Source organism: Chamaesiphon sp., from assembly GCF_041738855.1.
In the GTDB taxonomy this organism is placed as follows: Bacteria; Cyanobacteriota; Cyanobacteriia; order Cyanobacteriales; family Chamaesiphonaceae; genus Chamaesiphon.
The window spans coordinates 15,161-30,508 of sequence record NZ_JBGSPA010000218.1; the positions used below are offsets into that span (position 1 = coordinate 15,161).

16 protein-coding genes are annotated in these 15,348 nt (G+C 46.6%); 10 read left to right on the forward strand and 6 right to left on the reverse strand.

Annotated features, from left to right (window positions below):
* Positions 1-25: 25 nt before the first annotated feature.
* On the reverse strand, positions 26-271 hold the full coding sequence (locus tag ACEW9I_RS24410) for a hypothetical protein (RefSeq protein WP_373542933.1): 246 nt from the start codon (positions 269-271) through the stop codon (positions 26-28).
* Between the two features lie 173 nt (positions 272-444).
* Between ACEW9I_RS24410 and ACEW9I_RS24415 the strand changes: the two genes are divergently transcribed.
* Both ACEW9I_RS24415 and dndC read left to right on the forward strand, forming a co-directional pair.
* On the forward strand, positions 445-1,764 hold the full coding sequence (locus ACEW9I_RS24415) for a DNA sulfur modification protein DndB (RefSeq protein ID WP_373542934.1): 1,320 nt from the start codon (positions 445-447) through the stop codon (positions 1,762-1,764).
* Positions 1,765-1,860: 96 nt separating this feature from the next.
* Positions 1,861-3,411 (forward strand): DNA phosphorothioation system sulfurtransferase DndC, encoded by a 1,551-nt coding sequence (gene dndC / locus ACEW9I_RS24420; RefSeq protein WP_373542935.1) that lies wholly within the window; start codon positions 1,861-1,863, stop codon positions 3,409-3,411.
* A 113-nt stretch (positions 3,412-3,524) separates the two neighbouring features.
* Here the strand turns inward: dndC and ACEW9I_RS24425 are convergent, their stop codons facing one another.
* From ACEW9I_RS24425 to ACEW9I_RS24435, 3 genes are all read right to left on the reverse strand, one after another.
* Entirely contained in the window at positions 3,525-4,973 is a 1,449-nt protein-coding gene (locus tag ACEW9I_RS24425; protein ID WP_373542936.1) for an LCP family protein, read from the reverse strand.
* Positions 4,974-5,066: 93 nt separating this feature from the next.
* Entirely contained in the window at positions 5,067-5,483 is a 417-nt protein-coding gene (locus ACEW9I_RS24430; protein ID WP_373542937.1) for a hypothetical protein, read from the reverse strand.
* Between the two features lie 385 nt (positions 5,484-5,868).
* Positions 5,869-7,497 (reverse strand): S8 family serine peptidase, encoded by a 1,629-nt coding sequence (locus tag ACEW9I_RS24435; RefSeq protein ID WP_373542938.1) that lies wholly within the window; start codon positions 7,495-7,497, stop codon positions 5,869-5,871.
* Positions 7,498-7,713: 216 nt separating this feature from the next.
* Between ACEW9I_RS24435 and psaM the strand changes: the two genes are divergently transcribed.
* The 3 genes from psaM to ACEW9I_RS24450 all read left to right on the forward strand — a co-directional run bounded on the left by psaM (position 7,714) and on the right by ACEW9I_RS24450 (position 8,999).
* Positions 7,714-7,803, forward strand: coding sequence for a photosystem I reaction center subunit XII (gene psaM, locus ACEW9I_RS24440; protein ID WP_373542939.1), 90 nt, complete (start codon positions 7,714-7,716; stop codon positions 7,801-7,803).
* A gap of 215 nt (positions 7,804-8,018) precedes the next feature.
* On the forward strand, positions 8,019-8,531 hold the full coding sequence (locus tag ACEW9I_RS24445; protein ID WP_373542940.1) for a hypothetical protein: 513 nt from the start codon (positions 8,019-8,021) through the stop codon (positions 8,529-8,531).
* A gap of 231 nt (positions 8,532-8,762) precedes the next feature.
* Positions 8,763-8,999, forward strand: a complete 237-nt coding sequence (locus ACEW9I_RS24450) for a hypothetical protein (protein WP_373542941.1) — start codon at positions 8,763-8,765, stop codon at positions 8,997-8,999.
* 148 nt (positions 9,000-9,147) lie between these two features.
* On the opposite strand, the gene ACEW9I_RS24455 is transcribed toward ACEW9I_RS24450, so the two are convergent.
* Positions 9,148-9,783, reverse strand: a complete 636-nt coding sequence (locus ACEW9I_RS24455; protein WP_373542942.1) for an L-threonylcarbamoyladenylate synthase — start codon at positions 9,781-9,783, stop codon at positions 9,148-9,150.
* A gap of 219 nt (positions 9,784-10,002) precedes the next feature.
* Between ACEW9I_RS24455 and larC the strand changes: the two genes are divergently transcribed.
* The 4 genes from larC to ACEW9I_RS24475 all read left to right on the forward strand — a co-directional run bounded on the left by larC (position 10,003) and on the right by ACEW9I_RS24475 (position 13,530).
* Positions 10,003-11,502, forward strand: a complete 1,500-nt coding sequence (gene larC / locus ACEW9I_RS24460) for a nickel pincer cofactor biosynthesis protein LarC (RefSeq protein ID WP_373542943.1) — start codon at positions 10,003-10,005, stop codon at positions 11,500-11,502.
* Between the two features lie 8 nt (positions 11,503-11,510).
* Positions 11,511-11,870: a hypothetical protein gene (locus ACEW9I_RS24465; protein WP_373542944.1), complete on the forward strand. Its 360-nt coding sequence runs from the start codon at positions 11,511-11,513 to the stop codon at positions 11,868-11,870.
* A gap of 160 nt (positions 11,871-12,030) precedes the next feature.
* The gene (locus tag ACEW9I_RS24470) at positions 12,031-12,672 is read left to right on the forward strand and encodes a hypothetical protein (protein WP_373542945.1); all 642 of its coding nucleotides are present in this window, start codon (positions 12,031-12,033) and stop codon (positions 12,670-12,672) included.
* 3 nt (positions 12,673-12,675) lie between these two features.
* A complete protein-coding gene (locus ACEW9I_RS24475; protein ID WP_373542946.1) occupies positions 12,676-13,530 on the forward strand; it encodes a pentapeptide repeat-containing protein in 855 nt (284 codons plus the stop codon).
* A 136-nt stretch (positions 13,531-13,666) separates the two neighbouring features.
* Here the strand turns inward: ACEW9I_RS24475 and ACEW9I_RS24480 are convergent, their stop codons facing one another.
* Positions 13,667-13,801, reverse strand: a complete 135-nt coding sequence (locus ACEW9I_RS24480) for a hypothetical protein (RefSeq protein WP_373542947.1) — start codon at positions 13,799-13,801, stop codon at positions 13,667-13,669.
* 265 nt (positions 13,802-14,066) lie between these two features.
* On the opposite strand from ACEW9I_RS24480, the gene ACEW9I_RS24485 reads away from it, so the two are divergent.
* Positions 14,067-15,026: a hypothetical protein gene (locus ACEW9I_RS24485; protein ID WP_373542948.1), complete on the forward strand. Its 960-nt coding sequence runs from the start codon at positions 14,067-14,069 to the stop codon at positions 15,024-15,026.
* The last annotated feature ends 322 nt before the right edge of the window (positions 15,027-15,348 follow it).

Sequence of the window (15,348 nt, forward strand, 5' to 3'; positions counted from 1 at the left end):
CGGACACAATTTCAGAATTAGCACGTTATAAGTTTCCCTGTCCCGTAATATGCCGCAGGATGATATCGATTTTCCCATTCATTTGCCTAATTTCACCCATGAGTTCGTCCATTTCTCGGTGAACTTGCTCGAATGCCTCGGTAATATAGCCGCCAGGAGTCATCGTATTTTCTAGCTGCTCTTGAGTATTTTCGATTTTAGTCAATCTATATTCAGCTTGAGCGATACGGGTAAGAAGATCGCGGTAGTTTGGCTCGTTACTTTGGGTCATGATAATACTCCTGCTCGTTGGGGGTAGTCTTGTTGGTATTTTACAGCTATTGAAGGGTGATAGAGCCATGTTAAGGCGTTGTATGAGAATCTAGTGGGTAAATTCATGTTGCAAAGATGAAATTGTGAATATTAGCGATTTTCACTACTTAATTGGACTGATCGCATATTTAAATGGCCTTTTTTATTTCAAATCAGCGCACTTTTGAACTGCAAAGCCTTGACAAATGCTTTTTGGTCGATTATCGTGTTTATTATCGACAACTACACAAAGTACCAATTTTCATGGATAACCAACGTTCCAGTGCTAATGTGATTCCGCTGCCAACCGCAAAAGATGCACAGGAGCAGGCTTATCAAGATTCAATGACTTCTGGATCGAGGACATTCATTTGTCATGTATATGAGCAAGGTAAACGAACCCATCTAGCCTTCTCCCTATCCTTATCAATGCTGCTAGAACTTGCTAGAATCCATAGTGCAGAGGGAAAAGATAAAAAGTCTGATGTCGATCAGATGATAAATCGTCCTTTAATGCAAAATCATGTTAAAGAAATTGCAAAATATTTAATAGAAACACCTTCCTATATTTTGCCACCATTTATTTTCAATTCAGATACTCCTATCAAGGTTTTTACTTTTGGAGAAGGTCCTGTAAAATGTGGATATGCGTTAATTCCTAGTAATGTTGTGTTGTACGTTACGGATGGGCAGCATCGTCTTGAAGCAATTAAAAAGGCAATTGGAATTAAACCTGAACTACATAATGATAGTGTCACAGTTTTGGTAGTTCAAGAAAATGATATAGATCAAATACATCAAGACTTTGCAGATTGTTCTAAAAATGAACCAATACCAGCAGCATTACGAGCATCATTCGATATTAGCGATTTTCTATCTAAAATTAGTCGAGATCTCACAAAAAAACTAGATGTGTTTAACGGTAGAATAGACAAAATATCTAAAAATGTTGGTAAAGATCCAAATTATATTTTTACAATGAATCAGTTAAGAACTGGTGTATCAGAATTTTTGTATGGAGAAAGTAGAAAACTTGATTCTTATACCGAAGAAAGTCATGATAAATATCAAATGCTTCTTGAGAAAACTAAATTTTTCTATAGTGAATTTGCACGTAACAATACAACATGGAGCCTCCTGTTTCAACCACGTTCTCAATCAACTAACTTCTTGAATCTATACAACTTACGCCAAGAGCGGATTGATTTCAATTCAGTAGGATTTCAAGTAATCAGTCGAATCGGACATTTAATATTTTTCGAGAATAACTTTAGTGATGAACAGAATATTTTACTGATCAAGGCATTAGCTAATTTAGACTATCGACGCAGTTGTAGCTTATGGCAAAATAGTGTGGTAATCGATGACGACAAGGGTGGAAAGAAAATAATTGCTCAAAGAGCCGCTATTACAAAAGCTCTCAAAGTTGCGATCGCTGAAGTAGAAAAACAAACAGGAATCAGTCTAAATTAGTAACGTACCTGATTGTTGATATACTGTTATGGGTGAGTTGTTTGCAACTCACCTATTTGCATTAGTGCAAAATTGTATACTCATAGACTATCTCACATGACAGAAGCTACCACACTACCACTTGAACAGCGCAGTGTCGCGGATTTCATCGAAGATGTCAATAAGTTGACTGTTGAAATCCAAGAACTTTATTGTAGTGACAGTATACCTTGGATTTTAGGTGTATCGTGGGGTAAAGATTCTAGTACTATTTTACAGCTTGTTTGGAATGCGATCGCTACACTAGCACCTGAAAAGCGAAAAAAAAAGGTTTATGTAATTACTACAGATACCCAAGTGGAAAACCCGATAGTTTCTCATTGGGTTCGGCGTTGCATCGAACAGATAAAATCGCAAGCAGAATTACTACAATTGCCGATCGAGGCGCATTTACTCAAGCCAGTAGTTAAAGACACATTTTGGAGTAATTTAATTGGTAAGGGTTATCCTGCACCTAGAAATGGATTTAGATGGTGTACGGATCGATTAAAGATTAATCCTGCCAATCGATTTATTCGTGAAGTGGTACAGTCAAATGGTGAAACTATCTTGGTGTTAGGTACTCGCAAAGCAGAAAGTAACAAACGTGCGATGACGATGCTGAAGTATGAGAAAAATCGAGTTAGAGATTACCTCAGCCCTAATGCCCGTCTGCCTAATTCACTAATTTACAGCCCGATCGAGGATTGGCGAACTGACGAGGTGTGGATGTACCTGATGCAATTTCCCAATCCTTGGGGTGGGAATAATCAGGATTTATTTACTCTTTATCGCGGTGCTACTGCTGATAACGAATGTCCCTTAGTTGTCGATACATCTACACCTAGCTGTGGTGATTCTCGCTTTGGTTGTTGGGTGTGTACTTTGGTGAGTAAAGATCGATCGATGGAGGCTATGATTCAAAATGATGAAGACAAAGAATGGTTGCAACCGTTGTTAGATATTCGCAATGAATTGGATATTCATGACGATCGCGATAAGCGAGATTTTAGACGGATATATGGTAGAGTTGAGCTGTTTGAACGTAAGGCTGATGATGGTACTGAAGTAGTCCCGATTCCAGGGCCATATACTAAGTTCTGGCGCGAACATTGGTTGCGACGAGTACTATCGGCTCAGGTACAAATTCGGAATACTGCACCTGTAGATATGCAGGATATTACCCTAATTACTGAGGAAGAATTAGGCGAGATTAGACGAATTTGGTTGGAAGAAAAGCACGAATTTGATGATAGTTTACCTCGAATCTATGAGGAAGTAATGGGAAAACCGTTTAAAGATACACGCATTCAGGAAAAGAAATTATTAGGTAGTGATGAATGGTCGATTTTGGAAGAGATCTGTAGTGATGATGCGATGCACCTCGAATTGATGGCAAAGTTACTCGATACCGAACGCCAACACGCCACCAAATCGCGGCGGGGAGTTTTTGAAAACCTCGAAAAGTGTTTTGATAGTAGTTCGCGCTCGAAGAAGGAGGCAATCGCACACGCACATGAAAAGCGGGATCTCAAGGAGGCTGCGAGTCAGGGTGATGTGGGCAAGGTGAAACAACTGACTTGGGCGCAGATGAAGTTTAAAACTGATGGGGATGATGCGATCGATTAAGCAGTGAATAACAAATTATTTATTAGCTAGATAATGGCTGAAATCTAGATGGTGGGCCGTGCCCACCCTACTCAAATGACAACTGACAACCCAATTATCAATTAATTTAAGTGTTACTCAATTTTCTGATTGAGCGATTTATATGATTGCTCTTTCTCAACCCAATCGCGACCGAGTTTAATCGTTACGTCTGAGTACAAGTTACCAGAACTATCAACTTTAACTTCCCCAAATCCCAAAACTTGGGATAAACCTTCAGCTACTTCTGGATTGCCTTTTTGAGCTATAAATTCGCTAATACTGAGATCTTCCTTGAGTTTGAGATTGGTATCGAGATGGACATTTCGATAACCTGCCTTATTCAACCGTCGGATCAGTCTGGCGGTAGCATCTGGGAAGTGACTGGTATCTTGAATATTGACCCGCAGATTTTCAGCTTTGGGTTGTTCTAGCGAAATTTGACCGTGGTCAAAATAACGTGCCATCATGTTTTGGATCGATTTCTCAGCAGGCAACCAGTAGCTGATCCCATGCTTGCCGTCGCCATTGTAGTCACCTGGCATCATCAACATCTGCATTTTGGATTTGCCATTTTGCATCGAAAAGCCGCCGAGTGCCAGCAATTCTTCGACCGTCAGATTGGTATCCACATGAGATTGGATCACTGAAAAAAGTTGTGGTATCCTCGCGATCGTCATCGGATTGAGCGACTGTTCTAGTAGTGCCCTAACTACCATCTGTTGACGCTGCATCCGACCGATATCGCCATTGGCATCATTCCGGTAGCGCAGTAACCCGAGCAGTTTTTCACCATTTAGATGCTGCTTACCAGCCTTGAGATTGACATAAAAATGTTGGGAATCATCCTGATACTTGATGTCTTTGGGGACGGTAACGGTGACGCCGCCGAGTTCATCGACGAGCTTGGCAACACCCATATTGTTAACACGAATGTAGCGATCGATCGCCACGCCACCCAACAGCTTGCTGACTTCTCTGGCTGCTGCTGCTGGACCACTTTCCCGATCTACGGCATTGATCTTCTCCGTACCGCGCCCCGTCCGCTCGATCCTGGTATCGCGGGGAATCCCCAAAAAGATCGTCCGTTGGGTTTGAGGATCGAAACGCATCAACATAATCGTATCTGACAAGCCTTCGAGCGTATCGACTTCAGCATCGTAGCCGCTACGCTGACGATCGCTACCATCACTAGTCTTGAGATCGGAGAGATTGGTCTTGATGCCCAACAACAAAATATTTACTGGCTTGGAGACTTCTGGCACCTGCAACAAGCTCCGCGAAAAAGCTGCCTTACCATTTTGCTTAAAGAATGCGTCATCTGCTGCCGAGAGCGCGCGTTGCTGAAGTGGTGCCGAAGTCAGTGAAACAGCTAAAAAAGCCCCGCCAGCAGCCGAAAACGCACCAATGCTACCCAACCCCAACCATACCCACAATGGCATCTTCCGTCGCTTTTTAGCGGGCTGACGCTGCACCATTTGGGGATTGGATTTGGTCGATCGACGACGGTGCTGGTTGACTTTTCTAGCTTCCACTTTACTCACGGTTTAATTAGGGGTGGGTGGGGTTTAAATAATCGCTGGGTAATGGTCGAACGTTTTGACTCGATCGCTCGGTGGCAAAGCCGCACCGAGATGTCATCGCAGTTTTCGCTCGGCTAAAGCACTAAATCCTGGCAATCGTAGCGATTTCTTTTGCCACAGTAGCATCATTAGCCATAAGCTGACGAGAAAATAGCCAGAAGTCGCCAAACTATTGAGAAATAACAGCCGCAATCCAACGGTAGATGCTCCTGCTAAATCTGCGCCAACATTGAGGCTCAGATACGCACTCAACCAAGTGAAGGCGAGCAGGATCGATAGGCGACAGACCGCCAACTGACGGCGATCGCGCTGACAACGGTAGATCGCCCACATGGATGGCAATACTCCCATGACAGGTGTGAGGTAGAGAAATGTTTCTAACCTGTCGATCGCGTCGGGATTTCGATCGCTGGGCGGTTCGATCGGCGAATCGTACACTGGCGCGGCTGAAGGCTCGTTTATTAGTGTCATGGACTGTTGGTTTAGCAATGTAGATATTTTTTCTCCATATATCTAAAATCCCCAGTTTTGACTATTTAGCAACATGTCGCTGAGATTTCTTTACCTACTCCTTTCTTCTTCACAAATTGGATAGTGAATGGTGAATGGTGAATGGTGAATGGTGAATTGTGAATGGTGGTAATTGGGTACTCGATCGGGCTTAGTATGATATATTACACATTATCAGATTTACATCTACTCGATCGTCTCTATCACAATGTGGATTATGCTTGCAGCAAGGGTGAGATTTGCCAGCTCATCAGGTAAGATTAACCCTTTCTGAAAATTTTTAGAGTCGTGTCCATTCTTACTAGTAAACAAAGTCACCACGCTGTCAACCATCAACTGTCAACTGTCAACTTTTCCCCTCTACCGTCCACCAGGCTAGTCCATAGGCTTGCTGAGGGAGATTGACGGCTTGACGAAAGTGGACGCGGATTTTGTACTTACCAGGGTCGCGAATTTGGTGAAAAATATGTTGGACGCTATCGACAGAGCTAGTGGATGACCACAAACTGCGATCGATCCGGTCTTCATCCGCGCGCATCAAGTAGAGATCGAGATGATTGAGACCGCGATCGCGAAATACTTCCCCGCTGTCGTATCGTCCGTTCCCATTGGGATCGGATAATTCTACCAATCGATCCCAAGTCAGCGAGATCGAGACCCAACTCTGCGCCGCCAATGCTCGATCGATCGGATAATCACGGTACTCCCCAGCAGCCACAGTCCGATAATCCCAGCCGATCGCGGGGACGGGTACTAGTGGTGGATACTGTCCGGAACTAAACTGTTGATAAGCGCGGAACGCATGAAGTTGACCCGCACCCAATTGATAATCGAGCGGTACCTGTGAGCCGCGATCTGGTTCGGATTCCGTCCAGTCGCGGTTATTCTTGGCAAGTAGTGTCCGCGTCATCCCTAGCCGCAAGCCATCGCCAGTATCTTGAATCTTGTCAGCAGAGTTCAACAGCACCGCCTTCATCACCTCATGCCGCCGCGCGTCGAGACTCCAGCGCGAGCGGACGGCTTCAGGGAGCTGTTGTCTAGTCCGCAACTGTCGATCTCCAAATTCCTGCAACAGAGCCACTGTTCCCGTCACATGCGGCGTCGCAAAACTCGTCCCATTGACGACGATCGCTTTGCCCAGCAGATTATAAAGCTGGAGATTGCCGCCTGGTGCGACCAAGCCGATCGATCGACGATTGCCGACATTTACCTCTCGATCCGCGATCTTTTTGGCAGTCCCCGTCGGCATTTCACTCAGATTGGCAAAGTCCAACTTCTGGTAAATCCCCTGTCTGAGAGTGGAGTAGGCGACATTGATCCCGTTATAGTTGTCAGTCGGGATCGAAATCCCCCCCTTACCCTGATTGCCAGCAACTAAATATGTCACATTATGGACTCGCGCTGACCAGTCCAGACACTGCGTAAACAAAGCATTGCCATCTAACTTGGCTTGCGGACGCGGATCGCGTGCCAATGGCTCTCCAAAGCTCAAATTGATCGCTCGGACATCTCCACCATTCTGAGCAGCAATGTGCTGGATTGAGCGGCATTCTTCCGGCTGTCCAGAGTCTTTGGGGATGCCGACCGCACTTGCATACAGTCGGGCATCAGGAGCGACGCCAGGAAAGCGTTTGTCCCGACTAATCATCACCGCTGCTACTAGCGTCGCGTGTTGTTCGACATGCTTGTTAGCTTTGGCACTACCATCTTGATAAAAGATTTGTTCGAGCTTGATATTGGGCTGTTGGGGCACTTTATCCCAGCCAAACTGACTCGGGCGTCCGACTTCCACTTGCCCGATCGCAATTTTTTTGCCAGTGAGATTGTAGGGCGGCTGATGCAATCGCAGGGCGTCGATCCCGGCACTGCCGATCGAACTAGCAGTTGGTAATGCCCAACTCGGTGTCACAATACTCACGATCGCCGATCCGATCGCGATCTGCTGCCAATGTCTCTTCAACAAGCTGCACCCCATTCAAATTTCACATTTATCTAGAATAGACTACTCGATAGTGAATGGTGAATGGTGAATGGTGGATGGGGGTAAGCAACTCATCATCTATTGTTTAGATGGGAAGGAAGTATCGATCCCGCTGCCTACTCTCTACATTTTGTTACGGTATTGCCAATCCGACCCAAAACGATCGCAAACTGTGAACAGTTAACATACCTGTGTTGGGAGAAATCTCTGATGTCTGATACTCAAGTTTTCATCGCTTTAGCCGTTGCGCTCATTCCTGGTTTGTTGGCATTGCGTTTGTCAACTGAATTATATAAATAAATATGCAGTCGAGCGGGATTACTAGTTACTAGTAATCCCCACCGAGCTTCAATCTGGGGAGTAAGTTAGCACTACTTCTGCCCAGATTTTTTAGTTTGAGCGATCGATCCCGATTACCTCCGGTACGCTATACGAATGAGAATCGAAATTTTTGACAGTATTGATGTGACAAGTCGTATAATGAATAAAATTTCTATTTGGGTACACTAGGTCTGATGAATGCACTACCTTCGTTCGAGCCACCACAGCAGCATCCACACCGCCGGAAAACCACTATCTCACCGCAGCCACACTTAGGACAGCCAGCAGCAGCGCACACCGCTACACCAGATCGATCGCCCGCACAGCAGTCCAAAACAGCAGCTAAGATTCGGGTCAAAATTAATCCAACCTACGCCCATCGTCGTCAGGGATTGGAAGTAGTCACCAAACTAGTGACTTATTCAACTTTATCGATTTTCGGTGCGATAACTTTGGTCAACTCGATCGGTTATAGTTGGTCGCAATGGCACAAATTACAACATCTCACGACTGAGTTGCAAAATACCAAAGTGAGAACTGAGAAAGTTAAATATAACTTCAGTCGTTCTTTTGCCCCCGAATCACAGACCAAGATGATGCAGGAAAATAGCTACAAAATAGCACCAGATCGACTCCAGATTTTCCTGGTCAATCCCAACCCAAATCATCCTCAACCCCAGCCGCCGCAAGTCAAGCCTCATTCCTAACCAATGAGAATTAACTCGGGTGCGGGTGGGGGCAAATCAAGACAGCGATTTGCGTCCGCCTTTGTTGACCTGTCTAGGAGCGAGACGATCTGTGCGAGTCGATCGAAATACCCGATCGACAATTGTAGGTGCCACAAGCCTTTGCCACTCTAAAGCCTAAAACCCAATTCCACGTCTGGAATATCGACCGTTGCGGCTGAAGATTACCAAAACCCTCACGATCGAAATCCGATGAAAAATCAACTATCCTGTCAACTGGCGATCGCTCTGAGCATCACACTCGGGCTATTGTGCTCCCTCAATCTTGCCATCTTCGCGCCAGCGGCTGATGCCGCCTGTCGTCCCACGGGCAAATTTGTCGGTGGTCGGGCTGTCTTGAAGTGCTCTGGCGCGACTAGATGTCGTCCCACTGGTCGCTACCAGACCGTCAGAGGCGTTCGCTATCGGCTGTTGCGCTGTCCACGTTAGGTGTTAGGCTTTAGGTTTTAGGGGATAGAGGTTTTAGGCTTTAGATGTTAGAGCGGAATTAAATCGGAATTAAGGATCGAGTATCGGTCAATACAGAAAACATCAATTTTCCAGCCCTAAAGCCTAACACCTAACACCTAAAGCCTTCCTAAAGCCATGCTGCCGCCTCTGACCAGCCCAGACCCTCCCGAATCACTTCAGGTGGGTTGATTGTCATATCGAGAATTGTCGAGCCTTTCATTCCTGGTTCAGAACCATCATCGATAATAATATCAACCAACTTGTCCAGTCGATCGAATAATCTCGCTTTCTCTACTACCACGTCATCGCCATCTTCGTCTTGAATGTGTGCGGATGCCGAAATCACTGGATTGCCCAAGTTTTCTAGCAAGATTTGGCACAGAGGATGCTTGGGTACTCTGATCCCAGTGGTTTTGCGCTTGGGGTCTTGGACGAGCTTAGGTACGAGCTTAGTCGCTGGTAAAATAAAGGTGTAAGTACCAGGAATCAGGTGTTTCATCAACCGATAAGCCGGATCGGAGACGTTGGCATATTCAGCAATATTGGAAAGCGACTGACACAAAAAAGTCAACGGTTTATCATTGGACAGCCGCTTGATCTGACGGACGCGATCGACTCCTACCTTTGATTTGAGATCGCAACCGATCGCATACACTGTATCGGTCGGGTAGAGCATCACCGCACCTTTGCTCAATGCCGCTACAATCTCATCAATCTTGCGGATTTGCGGTGTTTGAGGATGAATTTCGTAAATACTTGCCATGTTTAGATCAGTTGACAGTTGATAGTTGACAGCGTTGAGAGTCAATAGCGATCGATCTTCAGCGTAATGCGTTGGCCCAGGTATCCGTCAACGTGAAAGCACCTCTGCGTAGCAATTACTCGCCAAACAATTAGATAATTAAATTATTGGTCGATATCTCTGCAATCGAGACTACTCGCAATTAATCGTTAAGTCAGCAACCTAATTTCTAATTATCGCATGAGCAACATCGCCTACTTTGAATGCCAAACTGGAATCGCTGGTGATATGTGCTTAGGTGCATTGGTAGATGCTGGTGTACCCATTGACTATTTGAGAGCACAACTCGATCGCTTGGGTATTGGTGCTGAGTACCAGCTCTGGGCAGCAAAAGTGTATCACAATGGGCAAATTGCTACTAAAGTACATGTCGATCTCACTGCGATTCATTCCTCGATCGATCGCGCTCATTCGCATCCAGAGCCACTTGGGGTACCTGCAAAGGCACATTCAGGACACGACGCCCACCAGCCACCAAGCATTGACACAGCCGATCTCCAGCCCCAGGCACACAGTCACGATCGTCCAGCCAATATTCATGCACCTGCGGCACATGAGCATAGCCACAGCCACATACACAGTCATAGTCACGCACATGCACACTCTCATGATTCGCCCGACAATGTAGACACATCAGCCCACCATCATCACCATCATTACGATACTCCCCAACGCAACCTCCCCCAAATCGAAAAGCTGATAACTGCGGCAAATCTGCCCGTCAGAGCGACACAGTGGAGTTTGGCCATTTTCCGGCAACTGGCGATCGCCGAGGGTGCAGTCCACGGTATTGACCCATCTGAGGTCCATTTTCATGAAGTCGGGGCTGTTGATGCGATTGTCGATATCGTCGGGACGTGTTTGGGCTTGGATTATCTGGATATTACCAAAATTTACTGTTCGCCTTTACCCACGGGTGGCGGTACAGTGCGCGCGGCGCATGGGATCTTGCCCATACCCGTCCCCGCAGTCCTCAAATTATTTGCGACGCGACAGGTGCCAGTATATAGCAATGGGATCGATCGTGAACTAGTCACACCCACAGGGGCGGCGATCGCGGTGACTTTAGCGACTGAATTTGGCTCACCGCCAGCGATGCAGCTCCAACAGATCGGCTTGGGTGCAGGGACGATCGAGTTACCAATTCCCAATATTTTACGTCTGTGGTTGGGCACTGAGACAACCTCATCGATCTCCTCTCCTGTGCGTCCCGAATATCTAGAAACGATCGAAGTATTAACCACCCAAGTTGACGATCTTAATCCCCAAGCGATCGGGTATATATTCGATCGCTTATTTGGGGCGGGAGCAGTCGATGTCTTCACACAACCAATTGGGATGAAAAAATCGCGATCGGGGATATTACTCACAGTTATTTGTCCGGTAGAGCGATCGCTCGATTGTGAGCAAATTATCTTTACAGAAACCAGTACATTAGGTATTCGTCGCAGTCACCAAACGCGATCGATCCTACCCAGGGAAATGCAATCTGTCGTGACTAAATATGGCACAGTCCGAGTCAAAGTTGCCCGTAATAATCTCCTGGGTAATGACGCGATCGTCAATGTGCAACCTGAGTATGAAGACTGCGCGGCGATCGCCCAAGCACAGCAGCTACCTTGGCGAGAGATTCATCAGCTAGCACTGATGGCTTGGTATAATTCAAGCAGTGGAGAGTAGTAGTAAATATGTCAGCAGAAAGATTCGATCGCATAGAAGCACAGCTCGGTGAATTACGGGAACTGATCCAGGCAAATATGATAGTGACACAGCAAGATATGACTGCTGTCAAGCAAGATATGACTGCAATGAAGCAGAATATGAATGCTACGCGTGAAGATATTGGTTCCTTGCGCCAGCGAGTCGATAGTATTGAAGGTACGGTAGTAATCGCAATCCGCGATGGTTTTAATTCATTCCGCAATTACCTTGACGATCTGAATTACGATCTGGCCGAAACCGAGCGAAAGGTAGCGGATAACGACCGCAAACATCGCCGACTCAATCGGAGAGTTGCGCGATTGGAACGCAAGGAGGAAGAGGGATAAATAGTTGACAGTTGATAGTTGACAGCGATTTACACTCTTGGGAGCTTCGTACCCGAATGCTCGATCGCCAATCCCACCGAGATTGTGGCAACAGCTTGGGGCTAGTGCCGAGTCACTACCTACGGTATACTGGTAGGGCTGGACAAATTTAACAAAATTCTTGGGAATCGACCTCCGTAGCTACGTTTTTATCGATCGCCTGCAACGCCAACATGCTGCATATCTGGGTACAGAGGCTCAGGGATTTTTGCCATTGCCATCGGATTCCTCATTGTGGATCGAAGTTTCGCCTGGTGTCGAGATCAACCAGATGATGGATGTCGCGCTCAAGTCCGCACAGGTAAAACCAGGCGTGCAGATCATCGAGCGATTGTATGGATTGATGGAAATCCATGCTAGTAGTCAGGGGGATGTCCATGCCGCCGGACGGGCAATTTTGGCGTATTTGGGCGTACGTCAGTCGGATTGTCTCAAGCCGCGCGTGATTTCCAGTCGGATCATTCGGAATATCACCGCCCACCATACCCAGATGATCAACCGCAGTCGGCGGGGAAATATGATCCTCGAAGGGCAGACATTATATGTTTTGGAAGTAGAGCCAGCCGCCTATGCCGCGATCGCGGCTAATGAAGCAGAGAAGGCAGCAACGATCAATATCCTCCAAATTTCGGCTGTAGGCGTCTTTGGGCGGTTGTATCTAGGTGGAGAGGAACGGGATATCAAAGCGGCTGAGGCGGGCATTCTCGACTCACTAGCGAGTTTACCCGGGCGTCCATTTCCCGAACGGGGCAAGCAGGAGTAGGAAATGGGCGTGAATGCGGATGAGATGTTGCGGCGCGGTGCAGTAGCATGGCTGGAGTGGCGATCGCATCAGAGTGAAGTACCAGATTTGAGCGATGCTAAATTAATCGATCTGAATCTGCGGGGAGCGGATCTACACGATGCCAATCTGCGGCGATCGAATTTGACTAATACTAAGCTGGTAGCAGCCAATATGAGGGGCGCAAATCTCACGAATGCACTGCTAGATGGTGCAGATCTAGTAAATGCCGACTTGCGATCGATCGAAGCCATCACCGCTAGTTTCACAGGCGCAGACTTGCGGCGCGTGCAGCTAGCAGATGCCAACCTCATGGGTAGTAATCTCAGCCATACCGATCTACGGGATGCCGATCTCGCATCACTACAGGCGATCGCGATCGATCTTACCTCGGCGAGATTGCGCGGTGCCGATCTCGATCGCATCGACTTACATCGTGCCACTCTCTGCTATACAGATCTCGCCCATACCAATCTCGCTCATGCCAATCTGAGTCAGGCAATCTTGACTGAAGCCGAATTGGGTGCGGCACATCTCTACCGCGCCAATTTCACCCAAGCGCGAATGCGATCCTCGCATTTAGTGCGTATTTATGGGGTGTTAGCTACTTTCGATCGAGCAGATCTGACAGATGCCGATCTCTCCTGGGCAAATCTTACCAAAACAAGCTTCACGGGGGCAATCCTCCACCATACCAACCTGCGCGGGGCGGATCTAGCAGGTGCCGACTTTACAGGTGCCGATCTCACAGGTGCCGATCTCAGCTATACCAATTTGCGTAAGACAATGCTCGATCGAGCCAATCTCACCGACACATTATTTACAGGTGCAATGCGTTAGAAAATTACAACTTCTCACTGATAAATTAGACGGTGGATGGTGAATGGTGAATGGTGGATGGAGTGCTTGACAAATTTTATAGGTTGGGCACCTTCAACCAAAAGGGTTTCAGGCACGTTTACGTTTGCATAAATTATTAGTTTTGGTTGTCACTTACCATCCATCGGAGAATACCAAGAATACGCTCGACTGGGGTAACTTGATACTCATTGAGATCGATCGTTAGCTCCTGATTTTCAAGCTTGAGAAATGAAAAGTTATTATAAGCCATAATATTTAATTACTTACTAAATTTGTCTGGTCTGAAAAATATCGCGCCGAGTTATTCAAAAACAATACATTCACCAATGTACTTCACATCATCGCGATCGCCTCGGCAGTAAAAACAGTCAGATTCTGCTGCTATTCTTATGCGGCGATCGACAATCGGACAGAGATGCTCATTTAATTAGTGTGAAGATTGGAAATCAAGTAGATTTTGCCGGATTTAGACTCATGAGTATTGAAGTAAATAGAGATATCCAGACTAACCCAAGATGAAAAAAGCTCTAATTGCCAGTATTTTAGTCAGTGGCATGTGGGGAGTCGCGGCTCCATTAATGCCTGCTATCGCCCAGAGCACCCCCACCGTCGAGCCGCCAGCAGCCACATCTATACCTGCCAAACTCGAAGTAATCGACGCTGGAGTGGAACCTCGCCGCGAACTGAGATTTCGACCAGTCGCCAATAGTAGGCAAACCATGACCCTGACGATGGGGATGTCGATGCAGATGACGATGGGGGAGACACCGCTGCCCAAAACACCCATTCCCAAAATGGTACTGAAGATCGATGCGATCGTCACACAGGTAGACCCCTCCGGTGATATCCATTGTAGTTTTACATATAGTGACGTGCGGGCGATCGCCGATCGCGATACACCACCAGCAATGCTAGCTGCCATCCAGAAGAGCCTCAAAGGTATCCAGGGCATCAAAATGGATCTTGTTACCAGCAGTACCGGACAAATTCGGAGCAAAAATTTAATCCTCCCCAAGAACATCGATCCAGCTCTAGAGCAGACTTTGAGTCAATTCGAGCGATCGATCGAGCAACTGTCTACTCAGTTTCCAGATGAAATGCTGGGAGTGGGTGCCAAATGGCAGAAACAGAACGCGCTCAATATTGGTGGCATCCAACTCAATCAGTCTGTGACTTATGAAGTCGTCAAGATCGATGCCACTGGGATGACGATTAAAACTACCGTCGCTCAATCGAGTCCGCCCCAAGATCTCCCGCTGCCAGCAGGTGCGGAGAAGGACATCAAAGCGAAACTAAATTCGCTGATATCTAGTGGTGAAGGTGAGGCGGTGATGCTGTTTAATTCGTTATTACCTGTGTCTGGCAAGTCAGCAACTACGACAGATAGTCAGACTACGGTGCAGATGAGTCCTGGCGATCCACAGACGAATATGTCTACCAAAATCTCGATCGATCTCAACATTTCGAGTAACTAACGTCAGTATCTCCTGTCGGAGAGGCTACGCCAACGGGTGAAGAGGAGCCTGGAGACTAAAGTCTCGGCTCATAATGCAAAGTCCGCCTTCGCGGACTGAATCTTAGTCCGCGAAGGCGGACTTTGCATTATGAGCACCGATTTCAATCGAGTGCGGAGCCAGAGCGGAGCCAATAGCCTTAACACCTGAGTTCGATGAAGTTTTGTCTCCTCAAACTCAGGCATTTCAACACTTTTAGGCTAACAGCAGAATTTTTTCAATTTTTGGCACATTAAAATCCACCATCAATATCATTAATAGTTGAAAAAACATTGATTTAAAT

What these genes read in the sequence shown, in the direction of transcription:
- ACEW9I_RS24410 (WP_373542933.1), bottom strand. Translation starts at nt 271, where the DNA reads ATGACCCAAAGTAACGAGCCAAACTACCGCGATCTTCTTACCCGTATC.
- ACEW9I_RS24415 (WP_373542934.1), top strand. Translation starts at nt 445, where the DNA reads ATGGCCTTTTTTATTTCAAATCAGCGCACTTTTGAACTGCAAAGCCTT.
- dndC (WP_373542935.1), top strand. Translation starts at nt 1,861, where the DNA reads ATGACAGAAGCTACCACACTACCACTTGAACAGCGCAGTGTCGCGGAT.
- ACEW9I_RS24430 (WP_373542937.1), bottom strand. Translation starts at nt 5,483, where the DNA reads ATGACACTAATAAACGAGCCTTCAGCCGCGCCAGTGTACGATTCGCCG.
- ACEW9I_RS24435 (WP_373542938.1), bottom strand. Translation starts at nt 7,497, where the DNA reads ATGGGGTGCAGCTTGTTGAAGAGACATTGGCAGCAGATCGCGATCGGA.
- psaM (WP_373542939.1), top strand. Translation starts at nt 7,714, where the DNA reads ATGTCTGATACTCAAGTTTTCATCGCTTTAGCCGTTGCGCTCATTCCT.
- ACEW9I_RS24445 (WP_373542940.1), top strand. Translation starts at nt 8,019, where the DNA reads ATGAATGCACTACCTTCGTTCGAGCCACCACAGCAGCATCCACACCGC.
- ACEW9I_RS24450 (WP_373542941.1), top strand. Translation starts at nt 8,763, where the DNA reads ATGAAAAATCAACTATCCTGTCAACTGGCGATCGCTCTGAGCATCACA.
- ACEW9I_RS24455 (WP_373542942.1), bottom strand. Translation starts at nt 9,783, where the DNA reads ATGGCAAGTATTTACGAAATTCATCCTCAAACACCGCAAATCCGCAAG.
- larC (WP_373542943.1), top strand. Translation starts at nt 10,003, where the DNA reads ATGAGCAACATCGCCTACTTTGAATGCCAAACTGGAATCGCTGGTGAT.
- ACEW9I_RS24465 (WP_373542944.1), top strand. Translation starts at nt 11,511, where the DNA reads ATGTCAGCAGAAAGATTCGATCGCATAGAAGCACAGCTCGGTGAATTA.
- ACEW9I_RS24475 (WP_373542946.1), top strand. Translation starts at nt 12,676, where the DNA reads ATGGGCGTGAATGCGGATGAGATGTTGCGGCGCGGTGCAGTAGCATGG.
- ACEW9I_RS24480 (WP_373542947.1), bottom strand. Translation starts at nt 13,801, where the DNA reads ATGGCTTATAATAACTTTTCATTTCTCAAGCTTGAAAATCAGGAGCTA.
- ACEW9I_RS24485 (WP_373542948.1), top strand. Translation starts at nt 14,067, where the DNA reads ATGAAAAAAGCTCTAATTGCCAGTATTTTAGTCAGTGGCATGTGGGGA.